Origin of the sequence: Bacteroides sedimenti, assembly GCF_040365225.1 — a bacterium.
GTDB lineage: Bacteria > Bacteroidota > Bacteroidia > Bacteroidales > Bacteroidaceae > Bacteroides > Bacteroides sedimenti.
The window spans coordinates 882,565-902,835 of record NZ_AP028055.1 but is presented as its reverse complement, the minus strand read 5'-3'; the positions used below and the strand labels follow the sequence as shown (position 1 = coordinate 902,835).

At 37.3% G+C, this 20,271-nt stretch carries 14 protein-coding genes and 1 other RNA gene; 3 read left to right on the top strand and 12 right to left on the bottom strand.

Annotated features, from left to right (window positions below; genetic code table 11):
• On the top strand, window positions 1–1,086 hold the full coding sequence (locus ABWU87_RS03570; protein ID WP_353333348.1) for a GDP-L-fucose synthase family protein: 1,086 nt from the start codon (window positions 1–3) through the stop codon (window positions 1,084–1,086).
• Between the two features lie 116 nt (window positions 1,087–1,202).
• On the opposite strand, the gene ABWU87_RS03565 is transcribed toward ABWU87_RS03570, so the two are convergent.
• The 11 genes from ABWU87_RS03565 to ABWU87_RS03515 all read right to left on the bottom strand — a co-directional run bounded on the left by ABWU87_RS03565 (window position 1,203) and on the right by ABWU87_RS03515 (window position 17,113).
• Window positions 1,203–1,910, bottom strand: a complete 708-nt coding sequence (locus ABWU87_RS03565) for a LytR/AlgR family response regulator transcription factor (protein ID WP_353333347.1) — start codon at window positions 1,908–1,910, stop codon at window positions 1,203–1,205.
• A 19-nt stretch (window positions 1,911–1,929) separates the two neighbouring features.
• Complete coding sequence (locus tag ABWU87_RS03560; protein WP_353333345.1) at window positions 1,930–2,958, bottom strand: sensor histidine kinase; 1,029 nt, start codon at window positions 2,956–2,958, stop codon at window positions 1,930–1,932.
• Between the two features lie 23 nt (window positions 2,959–2,981).
• Window positions 2,982–5,423: an outer membrane beta-barrel protein gene (locus ABWU87_RS03555; RefSeq protein ID WP_353333343.1), complete on the bottom strand. Its 2,442-nt coding sequence runs from the start codon at window positions 5,421–5,423 to the stop codon at window positions 2,982–2,984.
• 489 nt (window positions 5,424–5,912) lie between these two features.
• A complete protein-coding gene (locus tag ABWU87_RS03550; protein ID WP_353333341.1) occupies window positions 5,913–8,765 on the bottom strand; it encodes a bifunctional fucokinase/fucose-1-phosphate guanylyltransferase in 2,853 nt (950 codons plus the stop codon).
• A 47-nt stretch (window positions 8,766–8,812) separates the two neighbouring features.
• Entirely contained in the window at window positions 8,813–9,982 is a 1,170-nt protein-coding gene (locus tag ABWU87_RS03545) for a clostripain-related cysteine peptidase (RefSeq protein ID WP_353333339.1), read from the bottom strand.
• Window positions 9,983–10,010: 28 nt separating this feature from the next.
• Window positions 10,011–10,412 (bottom strand): hypothetical protein, encoded by a 402-nt coding sequence (locus ABWU87_RS03540; RefSeq protein ID WP_353333337.1) that lies wholly within the window; start codon window positions 10,410–10,412, stop codon window positions 10,011–10,013.
• 138 nt (window positions 10,413–10,550) lie between these two features.
• Window positions 10,551–11,411, bottom strand: a complete 861-nt coding sequence (locus ABWU87_RS03535) for a sigma-70 family RNA polymerase sigma factor (protein WP_353333335.1) — start codon at window positions 11,409–11,411, stop codon at window positions 10,551–10,553.
• A gap of 173 nt (window positions 11,412–11,584) precedes the next feature.
• Window positions 11,585–13,084, bottom strand: a complete 1,500-nt coding sequence (locus tag ABWU87_RS03530; RefSeq protein ID WP_353333333.1) for a Do family serine endopeptidase — start codon at window positions 13,082–13,084, stop codon at window positions 11,585–11,587.
• Between the two features lie 207 nt (window positions 13,085–13,291).
• Complete coding sequence (locus ABWU87_RS03525) at window positions 13,292–14,617, bottom strand: transglutaminase-like domain-containing protein (RefSeq protein ID WP_353333331.1); 1,326 nt, start codon at window positions 14,615–14,617, stop codon at window positions 13,292–13,294.
• 122 nt (window positions 14,618–14,739) lie between these two features.
• Window positions 14,740–15,894, bottom strand: coding sequence for a dipeptide epimerase (locus ABWU87_RS03520; RefSeq protein WP_353333329.1), 1,155 nt, complete (start codon window positions 15,892–15,894; stop codon window positions 14,740–14,742).
• A gap of 10 nt (window positions 15,895–15,904) precedes the next feature.
• Window positions 15,905–17,113, bottom strand: a complete 1,209-nt coding sequence (locus tag ABWU87_RS03515) for a C40 family peptidase (RefSeq protein ID WP_353333327.1) — start codon at window positions 17,111–17,113, stop codon at window positions 15,905–15,907.
• Between the two features lie 260 nt (window positions 17,114–17,373).
• On the opposite strand from ABWU87_RS03515, the gene rnpB reads away from it, so the two are divergent.
• Window positions 17,374–17,740: RNase P RNA component class A (gene rnpB, locus ABWU87_RS03510), an RNA gene on the top strand.
• Between the two features lie 38 nt (window positions 17,741–17,778).
• Window positions 17,779–19,098 (top strand): YihY/virulence factor BrkB family protein, encoded by a 1,320-nt coding sequence (locus tag ABWU87_RS03505; protein WP_353333325.1) that lies wholly within the window; start codon window positions 17,779–17,781, stop codon window positions 19,096–19,098.
• A 468-nt stretch (window positions 19,099–19,566) separates the two neighbouring features.
• Here the strand turns inward: ABWU87_RS03505 and pgl are convergent, their stop codons facing one another.
• Window positions 19,567–20,262, bottom strand: a complete 696-nt coding sequence (gene pgl / locus ABWU87_RS03500) for a 6-phosphogluconolactonase (protein WP_353333323.1) — start codon at window positions 20,260–20,262, stop codon at window positions 19,567–19,569.
• Window positions 20,263–20,271 lie beyond the last annotated feature (9 nt).

Sequence of the window (20,271 nt, the reverse complement as noted above, 5' to 3'; positions counted from 1 at the left end):
ATGGAAAAAAACGCAAAGATATTTGTTGCCGGACATCGGGGACTTGTAGGTTCGGCTATCCTGAATAATCTGAAGGAAAAAGGATACAGCAATTTTGTTCTACGTACTCATGCGGAACTTGATTTATGCAACCAAGCTGCCGTAGTCGAGTTTTTTGACCAGGAAAAACCGGAATATGTATTTCTAGCTGCGGCGCATGTGGGCGGAATAGTGGCAAACAACCTGTATAGGGCCGACTTTATCTACCGTAATCTGGAAATACAGAATAATGTAATATATAACTCATATCGCACCGGGGTTAAAAAACTATTGTTTCTTGGTAGTACTTGCATCTATCCCGGCTTGGCTCCTCAACCAATGAAAGAAGATTGCCTGCTGACATCGGAACTGGAATATACCAACGAACCTTATGCATTGGCTAAAATTGCAGGATTAAAAATGTGCGAGAGCTTTAACCTGCAATATGACACCAATTATATTGCTGTGATGCCAACCAACCTTTATGGTCCGAATGATAATTTCAATCTGGAACGTAGCCATGTGCTACCGGCACTGATAAGAAAAGCTCACCTAGGCAAGCAACTGATGGATGGCAACTGGGAATTCATTCGTAAAGACTTTAATCTTGCACCGGTAGAAGGTGTTGACGGTACTGCCACACAGGAACAAATCCTTGAAAAGCTGAACAAATATGGAATCACACTTTCGCTTGATGGCAAAGTAAATATTGAAATCTGGGGAACTGGTACTCCATTGCGTGAGTTTCTTTGGAGTGAAGACATGGCCGACGCCTGTGTTTTCATCATGGAACATGTGGATTTCAAAGACCTGAAGGGAGATAGCAAAGAGGTGCGCAACTGCCATATCAACATTGGAACCGGAAAAGAGATTTCAATTAAAGAGCTGGCTTATCTTATAGCCAAAAAAGTAGGCTTCAATGGCAACATTGTTTTCAACGCAGACAAACCAGACGGAACAATGCGCAAGCTGACCGATCCTTCCAAGCTTCACAGTCTGGGATGGAAGCATAAAGTAGAGCTTGAAGAGGGAGTTGCCATGATGTATGATTGGTATATAAATAAATAAGAAATAGAGATATGATGAAGTTCAGAGCAATCTGAACAACAAAATTAAGTTAATGAATAGAATAAATCAAATAATAGGGCATGTGATATGTCCTATTATTGTTTTAAATAAGATTGTCAACAACCACAAAGCAATCTGTTTTTAAGAATAGCTTCCAGCACCTTTTCTTTATAAGTCCTTGATATTGGGATTTTATATTTATCTATGCCAAGCATATTTCCTTCAATATTCAAGACCTTTTCTACGTTTATAATAAAAGATTTATGTGTTTGAATAAAAAGTTGTTCAGGAAGATTCTCTAATATAAGCTTAAGAGTTGAATGAGTTATAATCTTTCCCGAAATTGTTTGAATAGCCACATAATTCTCTATTCCCTCAATATATAATATATCCTTGAAGAAGATCTTTTCCAGTTTCTGATTTGCTTTTACAAAGAAATAATCGGGAGATTCTGATGCCGTTTGATTTGCAATAACGTCATACGCCTTATTCACAGCTTTTAGAAATCGTTCAAAAGAAATAGGTTTAAGCAAATAATCTACAACTTCTAAATCATATCCTTTTATTGCATACTGCTCATAAGCACTGGTAATAATAACTTTGGGAGGATTAACCAAAGTGTTTAGTAAATCAATGCCTGACATGTATGGCATTTCAATATCCAAAAACAGCAAATCTACTTGCTGAGTTTTCAAAATATTATTTAGTTGTATTGCATCTTCGCAAACGCCTACTAATTCAAGAAAGTCGAGTCTTTCAACATAGCTTTGAATTCCATTTCTTGCTATCGGCTCATCATCGGTTATTATACATTTAATTTTCATTCTGGCTATTTATCTCAAATTAAAACTCAATCATCAAATTTGCTTTATAAGAGTCGGCTGTTTTAGAAACCATAAGTTTATGCTTACCAGGATATAACAGTTCAAGTCTTCTTCTTAAATTCTCCAGTCCTATACCACCTGTTTTCGATGCATGAAAAGGAGTTTGAGGTATAGCATTCACAACTTCAAACAACAGTTTATTTCCATCAAGTTTACCATCTATCTTTATCCAATACTCCCCTCCTACGTATTTCAATGCATTTTCAACAAAAGGGAATAAAATTAAAGAGTGAATTTCCTGATTTTTAAGTTCCGGATTAAAATTAATATCTAATATAAGACTCTCCTTCATGCGTGTTTTTTGCAGATCTATATAAGTAAGCAAGAAATTAATTTCTTGTTCTATAGTTACGGCCTGATTAACATCATAAAGTTGATAGCGTAACAAATCAGACAATTGTTCAATCGTTCTTCTTGGAGTTTCATTTTTCTCGTCAATCTGGAAATAAATAGTATTTAATGCATTGAATAAAAAATGAGGATGGAACTGAGCCTTTAAAAATTTCAGCTCTGTTTCAATCTGCATATTTTTCATTTTCTGAGTCTGCAGTTTCTGATCAATATATGCATTAAGAATTTGATTTCCTCTAAATAGAGAATAACTGATAATAAGCACTAAAAGAAAAATAGTATTAGCAATAGTAATGTCATCTATACCCAATGGATCATTTATTAGATAATGTATCAACGCCAAACAAGGATTGAATAGAATAATTCCTGCAACCAAAACCAAAAGATATTCCGAAAGAAACATTTTAAATGTCAGTTTTCGGGTGCGTTTACTATTTCTTTCTAATAAATAACTGATAATAAACTGGCACAAATACGCAATTATTATTGCGCAACCAAACTCAATAAGGTTCCATTCCAAAGGTCGTTCCCAAAATTTGTAACCGGTAGGAGTATCACTTACCAAACGAATACCGGTCAATACAACCATTGCAAAAATTAATGGAGTGAGCCAGAACCATATATTATATTTCTTCATTTTGATTGTTTAAGGTTTTACTACTACAAATTTATTCTTTTTGAATCAAAAGATTCACTTTTCCTCTTGTATTCTTTTGACATATAGCCTTTTTTAAATCTATAACTAAAAGAAATACCTATCAGGCAACGATCTGTTTTATCAGTACTAGAAGCCCATGTTCCATTAAAAGTTCCACTCCCTTTTTCTCTGTATGAATTAAAAATATCATTTAAATATATTCCTAAAGTAGCATTTCCATTTAGGAATTTCTTCTGAATTCCGGCTGAAAGTCTCCACATTGAAGAAACTATCATTTGTCCGTAAGCCATTTTATCATTATAAAATCCGGAGATACTTGCAGTCCAGTCTTTAGGCAAAATTATGCTGTTATTCATACTGAACATGAAGGTTGTTTTTCTGTTCTTGTTACAGAAATCATTTAAATCCCAATTATAATTATTTCGCACTAAATTTGCATTAATAGCTGAGTGCAGAAAATTCACAAACGAAATATCGCCTACACCTACTCTTAAACCGTACGATTTATATGATGCCATATTAGTTGGCATAACATATACCCTATCTTTATTACCATCAATTATATATGATTTTACTATAACATTTTGAGTTGTACTATAAAACAAACCAAAATTATAGTTATTCTTTAGAATATATGATATATTAAAATTGTCAGACAATTGTGGCTTTAATGCTGTATTTCCCAGTTCGTAGGTATAATCATCAAAGATATAAGTAAACGGATTAAGATCTTTGTAATTAGGTCGGTTAATTCTTCTTCCATAAGAAAAATTAAAAGAATTCATACTATTAATGCTATACCCCAGCATAACTGTTGGAAATATATTTATGTACGATTGAGTAAACAAAGAATCATTCTGCAGCCGATTAGCTAATTTATGGCCCTTCACATTTGTATTTTCCAATCTTATTCCCGCTTCAAGGCGAAGTTTTTTAAAAGAATACTTAGCACTTATATAAGCAGCATTTATATTTTCACGATAAAGAAAGTTACAGCTTAATTTATAATCCGGAGCCCAGTTTGTTTCTGCTTTATTTTGATAGGCAGATGCATTATCAATATCTACAAGTGCTGATTTAAAACCTGCATCGAAGGATAATTTTTCAGATACAGGATAAGTCACATCAACCATTCCGGAATACATATTAATTATTCCATTATTTAACCCTTTCAAATATTTGTCACGAATTAAACCATTCTGTCCTGCAAATTTATCATTATGCATCTGATCTTCATCAAGTGAATAACGCAGATAATCTAAAGAAAAACTTAATTCTTTCCCATTATTATTAAATTTATGGAGCATGTTCAAGCTTGAACTGAAATTATTTCTATGTTCATAGTTTCTGGTAAACGAATTAAGAGTTGAATCATTCTTCAAAACAGACTTATAGAATGCAGAATTAATTGTTCCGTTCTCCGAACGTTTTGCTGAGTATCCGTTGACTGAAAGCTCAAAAGTAGTCATGTCCGACAGGTAATATTGAATTCCTGCCTTAAAATATTGATTATCATCTGCTCTTTTGCGGAACGAATTCTGATCGAAGGTAGTATATGATGGAGAAAAAGAGCTATTCATTTTTCTGATTACTTTTAAATCTACAAAATCATGCCCTGTATAATAGCCATACATTCCAAAAATATTTATTTTGCCATTACGATGATTGAACGAAACATTATTATTAAACCTCCCGTAATCGCCTTGTTCAAAGCTTGAATTAAGGGTCATATTAAAGCCCATCATCTTTGATTTTTTAGTCCTGATATTAATAATGCCCGAATTTCCGCTAGCTTCATATTTAGCAGAAGGATTTGTTATTAATTCCACTTTATCAAGAGCTGAAGCCGGAGTAGATTTTAAATAATTAATCAACTCAGTCCCCCCCAGATAATAGGTTTTTCCATCAATTAGAATCTTTGTTCCGGCTTTACCATTCAATGAGAAAGAGCCATCATTGCCAACAATTACGCCCGGAAGACTTTGCATAACAGAAAGTGCACTATTTCCCGAACTTAACGTATACGATTCAATATTAACAACTGTTTTATCTGCCATAATCTCTATTGAAGGCCTTTTAGCGGTTACTACAATTGCCTTCAGGTTCTGAGCTTCAACTTCCATATACACAGGCGAAAGTACAACCGATTTCCCATCCTCAACTACAGTGTTTCTGAATTCCTTTTTATAACCAAGCATGGAAATCTGAACAAAATAACGTCCTGGAGCTATTTGTCTGAAAACAAAATCTCCATTATTATCACTGGCAGTTCCCTTCACAAAAGAGGAATCTTTCTGAGCTAATAAAATAACCTGAGCACCTTCCAAAGGTGATTTGCTTTCTACAAAGATTTTACCACTTAATACACTGTTTGTCTCTGAAGAAAGAACATTAAAACATAGAAAAGAATTCAATAAAAGAAAAAGGCAACTTAACTTATACATAATTATCTCTTTTTTAGTTCTACGCAAAGCTAGAATCTAAAAATGGGGGGCTCAAATTCTTTTGACCAACTGCATATTATCATTGACGAAATGCAATTCATAAATAAAAGCGATAATAATATGAAATTCAAAAGCTAAGTTATCTGTTTTTTCAAACTCCGGTGAGCTATTTAATCAGCTCTCTAATCAGAAATAAAAAAGCTGGTGTAACATTCTTATTTCCTTGTACAAAAGAATGAATTGTTTTGTACAAAAGAAATCATTCTTCTGTACAGAAGATTGCATTCTTTTGTACAAGAATTAATTGATTTAAAACCAAATATTAGAAAAATGATACGATTATGTTCTATAGTTGCGGAGATAATAGAAAGCAGGAACTTTTAGTGAAAGAAAACTGGAATAGGGAAATAACCAGGAGATTAATAAAAAAGTCCTCTTATCCGATATAATCTTTAGATAAGAGGACTTTATTTTATAGTTGTACCAATATTACGACCTACTAATCTGCAATCCTTTGTTTGAGAGAGTCATATCAACAAATCGGGCATTCGGATTAGGTTGGTTTTCTGTCAGTATATCACGAATCCGCATGGCGGCTTTAGGGTCTTTCGCAACGATGTACAGATACCCTCCTCCCCCGGCTCCCGGAAGTTTATACCCTAGTGCATAATCTTTAATCAGTTCAATGATTGCTTCCACTGCCGGTGGATTAGTTCCACAGTCCAGCGCTTTATTCTGACTCCACGTTTTACCAATTAATCGGCCAAACTCGTCGAAGTTACCTCGCTGAATGACATCATATGTTTCAAGGGCGTGCGCTTTCATCTCATTGAGCAATGTGAGATGCTCGGTTGAATTGAGGAACATGTTGCACACAATTTCTGAGAGAATTCCTTTTGCCGTACGGGTAATGCCGGTGTAATAAAGCAGGTGACAGGATTTATATTCCGGATTATTAAAGATATAATCGGGTAACCATCGAACCAAAGGCGATTGATCGAAGCCTTTATTGGTCTGAAGCAGCTTCACGCCGTGCAACACACCACCGTACTGATCCTGCCATCCGCCGCCGGTAGTCAGCAATTGCTCCAAGACAAGTGTACGCTGGCAGATTTCATTCTTATCCCACGCCAAGCCGCAGAAATCGGAAACCGCGCCCAGAACTGTCGATGCAAGGATAGAGCTTGTCCCAAGTCCCGACCCGGCCGGAATTGCCGACAACAAAGTGATCTCGATACCCGAACCAAACTTTTTGAGATGCTCTTCTAGTGTTTTGTATGATTTAGAACCAAACAATGAGGAGAAGCCAGCCAATGTCAATGCAGCTTTCGGGATGGAGAATGGTGAACCTACTTTAGCAAAATCGGCAAGTTCCTCGTAAGTGGAGACAACCTCCATGGCGCCCAAATCGATTGAACGCAATATAACTTTAAACTCCTTGCTGGGCTTTACGTAAACCTGCAAAGGTGGCTGTTCATTGAGTTCGATAGCAATATTAACTACGTTTCCTCCTGAGTAAAGACAGTAAGGAGGTGTATCGGTCCATCCGCCTGCCAGATCAATACGAACCGGGCTTCGTCCCCAGACAATCTGGTCTGGATATACATTCAGAAATGGCTCTTGTTGTTTGCCGGAGAGCGAGCCTATCAAGCCCTCTTTAAGAAGCGCAAAAGCCTTCTGCTCTTCGGCCTTGTATTCTTTATTCTGCAGCTGCAGGGCGCGTGCCCTGAACATCTGGTCGTGAATACGTGTCATCAACGGTGCATCCTCAGGCAGAGCCTTGGGCATTGCTAACTTATTTTTGGCAAATTCTGAAGCCGCATCCGCCAGGTTCAGCTGATAGAAGACACTTTTTTCGTAATTGGCAGCCAATGCCGGCCAGTTTTTATTTCTAAAGGATAACCTCTGAGCATAAAGTCTTTTCAGATTTGCTTTAGCCGAAAGCTCGTCAGCCGAGAGACGCTCGGCCTCTTCCCATATTCTCTTTCCTTCGGTCAGCTCAGGCTCGGAAATCATCCAACGCATCACTTTACCCAAATCCTCAACCGTTGGGCATAACGGAAACAGCTTTGCAGCCTGCAAATCGTCAGTTCTTCCAAAAAAAGCTTCGTCTACGTTCAAGCCTCTCGCCGAAGCCCATTCCATAAATGGCGTTCCGTGGAACAATGTGTCGTTGCTTGTCAGAGCTCCCTTGAAAGGGTCGTTTAATCCGTAAGGTCTTGCGGCATAATTCTGCTCACCAACCGGAACAACATCTACACAAGTACCGGCAGGAAGTTTTATTTCCCAATCATTTTCAGGAACTCCGGTGATGATATGTTGGTGGGTAAGCGTCCATTTATTGCCTATGAAGCTATTTTCCACCCACAACTCAGAGTTTTTCGCTGTAAGCCGAATTCCTATCTCTGCATTCTGAACAAACATCGCAGGATGAGGTTTCACTTTACGCTGCATTATCTCACGCTGATCTCTTACTAGATTTTGTACCGCCAACGTCGATGATATAAGTTCCTTGCTGGTGCCGTAATGATAAAACTCTCCGCCCGGGAGAGGAAGTATAACAACCGAAAGAGCATTAAGTTCATCATCTTCAATGCGAGGATTAGCCCCCAATGCCATTCCAAAGTCGGAGTACAGGTCGTAATATCTTAACCCATTACCGTCGGCCGACTGAGAACGCTTTGCCAATAGCTCGACAGCTTTGTCACTTAAAACCCAGATTCCTATGTCCATCAAGAACATGTGTGTTTTAGTCAATGCCCCAAGCTCTTCGAGTGTCGGCTTCTGAAGCATGAAATCAAGATGGTCCGGACTTTTTCTATCCGAAACAAACACGCCGTGATGGGTTGCCAGCGAAGGGTCTACCCATAATCCGTAACACACAACATCTGCCTGCGGAATAGGTTGCAAAGTTTTCTCCGAACGGATATATACATCTCCACTGGCAATGAGCGTATGCATAGAATCCGGAGCCTTTTTCATGATTTGTTCATAAAGAGGCAACTGAAGTGATAACAGATTCTGCCCCAATCGTTGTCCTCTCTCCCACCGGAAAACAGGTATTGGTGTAAGAATCTTGCCCGAAGGTGCATAACCCGGCAAGCGGCGGCTCTGACCTCCAGCATGCAACAATATACGTTTCTCCAGGGAAATCCACTGTCCGAAATCTTTTTCAGGAGCATCTTTCCTGTGGCATTCGTCCAATAACCAGGTTGTTCCTCCACCTGAACCAAGTTTTGCTCCAATTGGATCGGACGTGCAGAACCAATCTTTATGATCGGCTTCTTCAATTTCATGGAAACAGTTTACTAAATTGGGAGGAAGTGAAAGTAATTTTTGCATGATATATTAAGTATTTTAAAGCTATTAAGATAAAGAATAGGCATAATTTATTCCCAGGACCATTGAATCTGATCCCAACCTGCAGCCTGATACCAAGATAAAGTTTTAAAGAATATATTATATGCAGTCTGTTCCTGACGGGGAATATATGCACCCAATCCCGAGAAATGTAGAGGATCAATACGTAAATCAATAAAATAGTCGGTAGTCGCTTTATAGACAACGGTGGCATCCAGTTGTTTTTGAAGAGCAGACTGCTCGGCAGAAGTTGCAACGCTTCCAATCAGTTGACCGAAATCATATGCAAAATGAGAGGAAGCTCCCACCCTGTCGTAAAGCTGTATCGAGGTTGTTGGCAGTGTGCTAAACTCAGACTTATGAGCAGCAAGAATATTTTTAGTAATCATTGCCAGATTACCCATCTCACTACACTTTATCATAGCGATGGTAGCAGATTTATAAAGACCGTTCATTGCATTGTAATAGTCAAAGTATCGTATCGCCAGTTCTTTAAAATTATCTTTTGATCCAAACATTGGTTCAACTATCCGGTTATAAGGGAATCCCAGATCAATAATCTCGGTTGGAGCAGCAATAATATATTCTGCGCGATCTTTCAATTCATATGCCACCTCTACTCCACTCATCAGACAGGCATCAAAAAGGATAAAATCAAACTTCGGAGCCACAGATAATGCCTCATTTAAATCTGTGATATCCATGAAGTTATTTGAGTCGTATTGTGTTTTGGTGGCATTATCTTGTCCAAACCAACGCGTAGAAATAGTCTTTGTTGAAGAAGATGGCACCCAGCTGTAACCATGCGACCATAAAATAAGTCCGTAGCTATCAGCCCTAAAATTGTTGAATACATCAGAAAGAACCCCCTGCATAACAGTAACATCAACAGAGTTTTGCTCCGGGTAATTTTTAATTATTGTTTTAGAAACGGAGCCATTTGAATTCTTTTCTAGTTTAAACAAAACAGGTGTCTTGCCAGCTTCATCAACATATACAATCAAATTGGCGGCCTCTTTTGTTGCTTTATACCCGGACATCATACTATCCACATTGGCTTCCACATTCCCGGCAAGAGTATTGTCCGCAATCATATAGACTAATACAGTCCGGTTTGCCGCTTCAGGAATTTGCGGTTCGTCATTGTGACAAGCAACAAGGGTGAATGCTATGCAAAATAATAGAAGGAGCTTCTTCATCAGCTAAACAAATCTTATATTGAAACTATTATTCAGGCTTTTTGAACTGAAAATCGTTAGCCGTGATTTTCTGAAAAGAAACTGATTTTTTATTCTTATATCGTTTTGTTATTTTATCAAACTCTTTGTTTATAGTTTTTTTGCTGTTAGAAAAATAAATCATGCAAGTACGGCCAGCCTCACCTCTGTTTTCCAAAAATAGTTTCAGCTGTGCACTGTAGGCATCTCTTTTGGGAAGAAAGCCATCTTTTGTCAGATGTACGCTATCCAGCTGCTGTATTTCTGTATAATAAACTATAGAATCTGTGAATGATGCCGAAACACCAAAAGCATATACAGGTTTTTGTTTATTTCCTTTTCCCAGGAATGAAAAAGAAGAAAGCAGTAATATCATGAGCACTGCTGGAAAAACATTTTTTATAAATTTCATATACATATATCTTTAATTTGTGTCACAAAGATAACTAAAAGCAGACAACGCCAAAGTAAAAACGAGATAAAAATAAAGCCGGAAGATCTTTATGACCAACCGGCTTTATATAATTTTTCCAAAAATTGATTTTCTTACTTATCCCAAATAAGATTTGAGCAATTTACTACGCGAATTCTGTCTTAATCTTCTAATCGCTTTTTCTTTAATCTGGCGAACGCGCTCACGTGTGAGTCCAAACTTGTCGCCAATTTCTTCTAACGTCATTTCCTGCGTTTCAATACCGAAAAACATCTGGATTATCTCCTTTTCTCTTTCGGTCAACGTAGATAGAGCTCTATCAATTTCCTTCGCAAGAGATTCATTAACCAGAGAACGATCCGCCATTGGTGAATCATCATTAACCAACACATCCAGCAGGCTATTATCCTCACCTTCAACAAAAGGGGCATCCACGGAAATATGTCTTCCCGACACTTTCAGTGTATCCGATATTTTGTCGACCGGGATATCCAGTTCATCTGCCAGTTCTTCAGGTGATGGTTTACGTTCATTTTCCTGCTCAAATTTAGAGAAGGCCTTACTGATTTTATTTAAGGAACCAACCTGATTGAGCGGTAGGCGAACAATACGAGACTGCTCTGCCAAAGCCTGAAGAATTGATTGACGGATCCACCATACGGCATAACTGATAAATTTAAATCCACGCGTTTCATCAAACTTCTCAGCAGCTTTAATCAATCCCAGGTTACCCTCATTGATTAAATCCGGCAAACTTAAGCCTTGGTTCTGGTACTGTTTAGCTACTGATACAACGAAACGGAGATTAGCACGTGTCAGTTTTTCTAATGCCACACGATCTCCCTTACGAATGCGTTGGGCGAGTTCTACTTCCTCTTCTACAGTAATCAGATCCTCACGGCCGATTTCCTGCAAATACTTATCAAGAGAAGCGCTCTCCCTGTTAGTGATACTTTTGGTAATCTTTAATTGTCTCATGCTTATAAAACAAATTTGAAGGTGCAAAGTTACAATAAAATATTCATTTTAACGAATATATAACGCAAATTTGTATTTTTACACGATAAATAAATGCTAAAAACCCGGATTTTATTAAATATCCGATATCTAAAACAAATCCGGGCAATTTTAGTTTAAATAATCATGATTTTTTATTCTTTAGAGGACAAATCCACTGCAAAATTTGCTCGTTTGCCAGATGGATACATTCCGGTCATAAATAACACCTGTTCGGGAGATTGAGTTGCAGCTTTTAATATATTCTCCAGGTCGGAAGTGCTTTTTACCGGTTGGCCGTTTGCTTTCAGGATTATAAATCCTTTTGTAATTCCAGCTTCCTTCATTTTTCCACTTTCAAGTCCGGTAACTTCCAATCCATAGGATAGTTTCAACTGCTCTTTCAAATCATTTGGAACCTCTCTGAATGCTGCACCAAGAATCTCCATTCCAGCGTTTTTAACCACCTTGGTAGTTCCTTGTGAGTTTTTCAAAGTTACATCAATTGTTTTCTCCTTTTTATCACGAATTATCTTGACTTTAATCTTAGTTCCAGGAGTCAATCGGGTAATTGTTTCCTGCAATTCAGCCATTGATTTGATCTCTTTGCCATTAATTCCCACAATTACATCCTTTTGTTTCAATCCGGCATCTGCAGCAGATCCTCCCTCTGTTACTTCATCAACATAAACGCCATCAATAACTCCCAGATCTTTTTCCTTTGAAAGTTCGGCACTATTATCACCTCCCTTGATTCCCAATAACGCACGCTGCACGGTTCCATATTCTTTAAGATCGGCTACTACTTTTTTCATAATGGTTGTTGGAATAGCAAATCCATACCCTGCATACGATCCTGTTGGCGAATAGATTGCCGAGTTAATTCCGATAAGTTCACCACGGGTATTTACCAAAGCGCCGCCACTGTTTCCCTGGTTTATTGCTGCATCAGTCTGAATGAAGGATTCTATTCCTCCACCTCCCATACCAAGATTGCGTGCCTTTGCACTAACAATACCAGCTGTCACTGTTGAAGAGAGGTTTAACGGATTACCTACTGCAAGCACCCACTCACCCACTTTCAAATCATCTGAATTTCCTACCGGAAGAGTTGGGAAATCATTTCCTTCTATCTTAATCAAAGCAAGGTCAGTTGCAGCATCAGCTCCAATCAGGCGAGCCTTAAATTCTCTTTTATCATTCAGTGTAACCGTTATAACATCACTATCATCAATCACATGATTATTAGTGACAATATAACCATCTTTTGAGATTATAACCCCGGATCCTATGCCCACTTTCGGAGGCTGTTGAACTTTTCTCTGCTGACGTCCGCCACCATTTCCGAAGAAGTCACCAAAGAAATCAGCAAACGGATCTTGCACCTCTACTGTAGTAGTCTTTGCATTTATAGTTGATTTTATGTGAACTACAGCATGAATTGAATTTTCGGCTGCAAATGTAAGATCAACCGGGCCTCCTTCTGAAGCATTAAAGCTGGCGCGACGCACATTCGGATTCTGTTGAAACATCTCCTCATATGAGGTATTTCCTTTTTTAGGAGCAACTAATGAGTAAGTCGTAACTCCGGCTACTCCCGAACTGATAGCAACTACAAATCCCAGGCCTAAAATGTTTTTTGTTGTCTGTTTCATATTGTTTTTCCATTAAATTTGTTAATATCTGATTAGTCCTTAACATTATCGACGTTAAAATAAGAACAAAAATCATTCAACTATTCACCTTGTCATTCATTTTTGCTATATTTTAACACAGAAATCTGACACTTAACAGCGCTTAACGACAGAGACTGACAATTTTACATTCATTAGATGAGGAATAAAAAAAGCAACTTATACAATTTATTTCAAATATTCAATTTCAAGATTCCAGTTCCATTTATTGAAATACAGATTTCCTCCTCTCCACTCTACCTCTCCTCTCTGAAAATCGACGGTTTCACTACGTGGAAAACGCTTTTTCGGGAATAGATCACAAGAATATTCATCATTCACAATCATCCGATATGAATCGATTCCGGACATGAAGAAATATTTCTCATCGTCATTGTTTGAAGGAAAGATTCCGAATGACTGATCGACAGGAACCCATCCCGGTCCTTCAAAATAGACTTCTGCCCAGTCGTGCATATTTTTACCTCCAGGATGCATCATAAATCCACTTTGAAATCGGGCCGGAATACCGCAGTATCTGGCTAAGGTAATAAACAATAAACTAACCTGCCCACAATCACCATGTTTATTTTCCAGCACATATTCGGGTATATTATCCAATGTGGAATATTCTCTTGCCGAAGCCCACGGTATTTGGTTGATCCATTCATAAATCCGCTTTACTTTAAGTAATGGATTCTGTTCATCACCCACAAGCTGTTTAGCCAATGCTTTAATGCGTGGAGTAAAAAGGATGTGACTATTCCTTTCAGAGGTGTATTCTCTGTATATAGCAGTTTTCTTATTATATGGCAATATATCCTCTGGCTTAAGTGGGTGCCATTCTGCAGAAGAAGTATATTCATATTCAGCAGAAAAGAGAGTTGGCTTCTCTTTTTCCTGTTTTTTTTCCATATAAAGAGTGGAATGTTTGTATTTTGCAGGAGCGATGGTATACTTCTTTTCACTGGTAGCAAGCAATTTTACATCTGTCTGACGAGACTGATCAGTACGTGGAAATGGAAGCCAGCAGCGAATAATCTCCCCTTCAGGAACCACACCCGGTTTTACCGTTAAAGTATACTTAACTCTCATTCTGACAGGGTGCACTATGTTTTTTTGGCTCGATTTAACCTCATTGACAACTTGGGGCACATGAGTTAAGTTCACTAAATCTTTTCCATCAAGTACAACTCCGTCTTTTGCAAGCTTTATTTCCGCGGCTTCCTTATTAATTCTAAAAAGATTAGGTGCAGCATTATAAAAATACATTTTCTGACCATCAATAGTTATGCATTCCAATGATTTTTCATTTTCCCATTGCAATAACTGTTCTTTGGTTACATCTGGAATATATTTACGTATATAATCTGTTACCTGCTCTTTGGTTTTTGTAAAATCAAGCCGGATACGACTCATCTTTTCCTGTTCAAAATCACCTTTTTGGCTAATACGAGTTGCACAACCGGTAAATACAAATAGTCCACACAAGCCTAGCCAGTATTTTATTCCCATATTACAGTTATTTATCTAATTCATAAATGATTTGTCCTTGCAAGATTTTACTTTATACAAACAGAACAATAGGAATATCAAGAATATCTGCCGCAAACAAGGGAAGATTATTCCATATTCTTTTATAATTTCTTAATTCCAATTCCAGGAAGGTCATTCAGCGTAATTTTCCCCTTAACAACTTCCATCCCTTTGAACAGATCGTTAGAGATAAGCAGATTTCCATCCAAATCAGCAAAATCAACGGCTGGAGACAATTGAGCTGCAGCCGAAACCGCACAAGATGTTTCAGTCATACATCCCACCATAACTTTCATCCCCAAAGATCTTCCTAATGTAACCATCTTCCAGGCTTCTCGCATTCCGGTACATTTCATCAATTTTATATTAATGCCAGAAAATGCTCCTTTAATCTTGGGCACATCACTTAACCGCTGAAGTGATTCATCTGCAAAAATAGGAAGTGGACTTTGCTGAGTTACCCAAGCAATGTCGTCCAGTTGGGTCTTTGGCATAGGTTGTTCCACCATAACAATCCCCTGTTCCTTAAGCCACAAAATCATATCCAAAGCCTGGTACTTATCTTTCCATCCTTGATTTGCATCGACAGCTATCGGCAATTTGCTCACAGAACGAATAGTATTGATTATTTCCTTATCATTCTCTCTTCCTAATTTTACTTTCAGAATATTGAACTGTCCAGCTACCTCCTGTGTTTTTTGTCTTACAACGTCAGCTGTGTCAATACCAATTGTATAAGTAGTAGAAGGTGCTTTATCTTTATTCAGCCCCCATATTTTGTACCAAGGAGCATTCAGAAGTTTACCCACTAAATCATGAAGAGCAATATCTACAGAAGCTTTCGCAGCGGTATTCCCAGGCATAATTCCATCTACATAAGCTAAAATATCCTCCAGTTGGAAAGGATCATTAAACTGTTCCAGATTTACTTTTTTCAGGAAATTCATTACCGACTCAACCGACTCTCCCAGATAAGGCGGCATAGAGGCTTCACCATACCCAGTAATCCCCTCGTATTCAATTTCCACCTGAACATCCGGAGTTGTAGTTCGTGAATATGTGGCAACAGTAAAGACATGTTTTAGTTGTAAATCGTACGGACGGAAAGTTAGTTTCATTTTGTTTGAAGAGGTAAGTTTGTTAATTGAGAAAATTGAATTCGCCGATTCTCCGGAAAATGCATTTTGCATTGCCATGCCGGAGCCAATCGCTGCCAAGGCTGCAGTTTTTATAAATTGTCTTCTGTCCTGACCCATGGTTATATTTTTATTGAAGTTGATAGAATGGATTTGTTTGTATAGTAGTAATGCCCGGGGAATTTAGATGTCCAAGTATTCGGTTGGCACCTAAAAACCGGTTAAGATTATATTCATCAAATTCTTTATCTTCCGGATTAAAACTACTGATGTGTACAAATCCCTGCGAATGAATAAATTTACGGTTCCCGATATAAATTCCTACATGTATTACACGCTCACTTTGCTCAGAAGTTGCTTTTCGTCCAAAGAACAACAGGTCTCCCGGCTTCAGATTACTAAACACACTATCTACTACCAGTTTTTCTCCTACCTTGGCCATTTGGGAAGCATCTCTTGGCAAAATAATCCCATTTAAGAACATTGTGATTTTGACAAATCCGCTGCAATCTATTCCTTTGGCAGAAGTTCCTCCCCACAAATAAGGTATACCCATAAATGTTTTCGAGGTTTTAATAATATTATCAGCATTATAATTAAACTGATTCTGCCATTTTGTCTTCAACATCCCTTCATTTTGAGATAAGTAAGCTATTCTTCCATCAGGATATGAGACTTTATAAAAATTACCGGAATCTCCTTCATATTTAAGAATACAGCCACTCACCAAATCAGAAACAGTTTGAGAGTTTACATCCGGCTCTTCGTATGTAAATCCATAATGTGAAGTAACCACAATTTTATCTGCAGCATTCCAAGAGTTAAATTGAGCCTTATTCATTGGATAAACGCTTGAACTATTGACCCATGAAATGTAATCGTCAGGAGTTTGTATCCTGTACCATTCATCTTCTTGAAGAATTTTTACTGGTGTACCCAATAAAGCCTGTGTCATCATTTCACTGGCAAAACTCACTTTTCTGCGGATATTTGCGACAGATAAATTCACAACCCCATATACTTTATCACCTAACATACTATCCGGCAATAAACGGAAATTATCAACAATCTTATATTTCTTGTTTAATTTATGGAGCTGGTCTATCAATTCATATTTAGCTTCAGGAACCGATGTTATGCCATTTAATGTTATCGTTTTCCTTTTCTTTTTTATTTCAAGATCAAAAACCGCTGTTCGTTTATCAGGTGCATACCTTTGTTCAACCACTTCTACAATTTCTTTGAGGCGCTTAGGAAGCTTTCCGGCTAAAGCACTGCTATTGCTACTTAATAATAGCAAAGAAAATAATGCAAGAAATAAAAAACATCTTTTTTTCATCTTGACCAATTGCTAAGTATAAATAATTATCTACATACACAAAGATATTATTTATTTTATCAACAGATACATTTTATTAGAATTATTAACAAATAAAATTTAAACAGTTGGTAATGAGATTCATTTTTAATTAAATGATAAACAAGCATGTCTCTAAAAATGGAAATTCAATAAAAACAGAAACGCTCTATCATTGGTGTAAATTCTCAAATAAACATGATGTCTTTCCCAATAATTTTCACTAATTTTGCAAAAGAAAAACAGTCGACCGGTTTGTCGCTTGCATATTTATTATGCGGGAGGAAAGTCCGGGCAACAAAGAGCATCCTACTTCCTAACAGAAAGCTATTCGTGAGGGTAGAGTAACGTAGAAGAAAATAACCGCCACTCTTCGGAGGGTAAGGGTGAGAAGGTGGGGTAAGAGCCTACCGGTCTTATGGCGACATAAGAGCCGTACGTCTTAGGAGTTGTAAGGTCATGTATACCGGCGTTATGAGGGCTGCTCGCCCCATGTCGGAGGGTAGACCGCTAGAATTTAATGGTGACATTAAGTCCAGATAAATGACAAACACTATATCTGTTTTTTCAGATAAAGTACAGAACCCGGCTTACAGGTTGGCTGTTTTTTTCTTTTCTTGATACTTTAACAACTTTAGATTAAAGCTATGAATAAGAGAATAAAAAAACTATCCGATTTCGTAAACTATGAAATTTGGCGTGTATCCGAGAGTGAAGTAACTCATGCAAAATTCTCCTTCTACAATATTTTAAAAACGGTTATTCTGGCGGTTCGTCGGTTTACTTCAGACCGTATCATGAACAAGGCATCAGCTTTAACCTATAGCACATTACTTTCGATTGTTCCACTTCTAGCAATTGTATTTGCAATAGCCAGAGGTTTCGGTTTTGACAATATGATGGAAGAACAAGTCAGATCTGGATTAGGTAGTCAGGAAGTCGCTACAGAAACCATACTCAGCTTTGTTGACTCCTATCTGAAACAAACCAAAAGTGGCGTATTCGTAGGTGTTGGTTTGGTAATGCTGCTTTGGACAGTTGTTAACCTAACAGCTAATATCGAACTTACCTTCAACAATATCTGGCAAGTTAAAAAGCAACGCACTCTCTACAGAAAAATAACCGATTATTTTTCTATGTTTCTACTTTTGCCTATTTTGATTGTTGTATCCGGTGGTCTTACTATCTTTATGAGTACCATGATAAAAAGCATGGAAGGATTCGCAGTGCTTGCGCCATTTTTAAAGTTTCTGGTGAGATTAATCCCGTTTGCTCTTACCTGGGGAATGTTTACGGCACTTTATGTTTTTATTCCAAATACTAAAGTTCGTTTAAAAAATGCATTAATTTCGGGAATTATTGTGGGGACTGCATATCAGGCTTTTCAATTCCTCTACATCAGCGGACAGATATCTGTCACTAAATATAATGCTATTTATGGTAGTTTTGCTGCTATCCCTCTTTTTTTATTATGGCTTCAAATTTCATGGACGATATGTTTATTCGGAGTAGAATTAACTTACGCAGGACAAAATATAAAAAATTTCAATTTTGAAAAAGACACCAAAAATATAAGCAGACGTTACCGCGATTTTCTATCCATACTAATTATGTCATTAATATGTAAACGATTTGAAAATGGAGACAAGCCATATACAGCAGAAGAAATATCATCGGAACATAAAATTCCAATCAGGCTGACTCATCATATATTGAATCAGTTACAGGATATCAATCTGATTCACGAATTGGTTGAAGATACAAAAAGCGAAAGCATTATGTATCTTCCATCAATGGATATTAATAAAATAAATGTGGCACTACTTCTTGACAGGATAGACACAAAAGGATCAGAGGATTTCAAGGTAGATAAAGACGAGAAATTCAATAATCAATGGAATGCTCTTATCGAATCGAGAGATTTATTCGCTAGAAGAAACAGCGAGATATTAGTTAAAGACTTGTAACTGTATCAATAAGTCTATTTCAGCCTTTCAGAAAAAAATAGTAACGTATTGGTATTACAACTATTAGCAGCACAATATTAAGATTATATTCAATAGTTAACGAGCACTTAAAAAAGATTCAATTACGAAAATAAATTTAAGTGTTGATTTTAGAATTAATTGCCACATTGTATTATATTTGCAACAAAATTCAATAGCAGTTTAACGAATGTGATGCACACATATATTAAACAGCAATGATGCTATTGAATAGAACAATAAAAAACAGAATCATTAAAGTCATAAAAAACTTGTTAGCATCCGAATGAAACCGTGAAAATGGTTTCCAGGCACTTAAAACACACAAGTTTTTTTATACAATCAAGGAGTTGCGATAACTCAATATAAATAGTTTAGTTTAGTTAAGTCTAGTTTAGTTTTTAGTATTCCCCTCCTGGCAATGTTCAGGGTATGGGGAATACTTTTATTTTAAATACTATCAGTGAACAACTCTGCTTCTTCCAGTCTGGCAATAATATATCCAGCCGGACAGCTGTCGTCTCCTTTAATCGCTTTTCTGAGAATTTCTTTTTTATCTTCTCCTGTAACAAAGAAAAAGACAGAACGCGCATGGAGTATGGGTAAACCCGTTAGAGCAATACGATGCCGTCCACTCCCAGGTTCTTCATTCACAATATACGTATCGGGGGAAATTATTAAAGAATTCTGCCCAGGAAACAAAGAAGACGTGTGTCCGTCAATACCTATTCCCAGAAGAACAGAGTCAAAGACAGGAAATGTATTTTTTTCAGGCAACAATCTTTCTACCAATGCCGAATATCTTTTCGCTTCGTTTTGCGGTTCTTCTTCTCCATGAATACGATGAATCTGCATTTCTGAAAGAGGTACTTTATCAAGAAGAATTTTCTTTGTCATTCCAAAATTACTATCAGGATGATCTGAAGGAACACATCTTTCGTCAACCCAATAAATTTGTAATTTTTTCCAGGGAATAATATCCCTGAAATCTTCTGCCCACAATCGAAAAAGAGTTGCAGGAGTATTACCTCCTGATAAAGCAATGTGAAAAATTTTATTTCCCGAGTGCTCTATCTGTTCCAAAACAGCCTTCGTGAGTGCACAAGCGGCTTCTTTTGACGATAAATAATTGTTGATTTTAACCATGAGATAGCA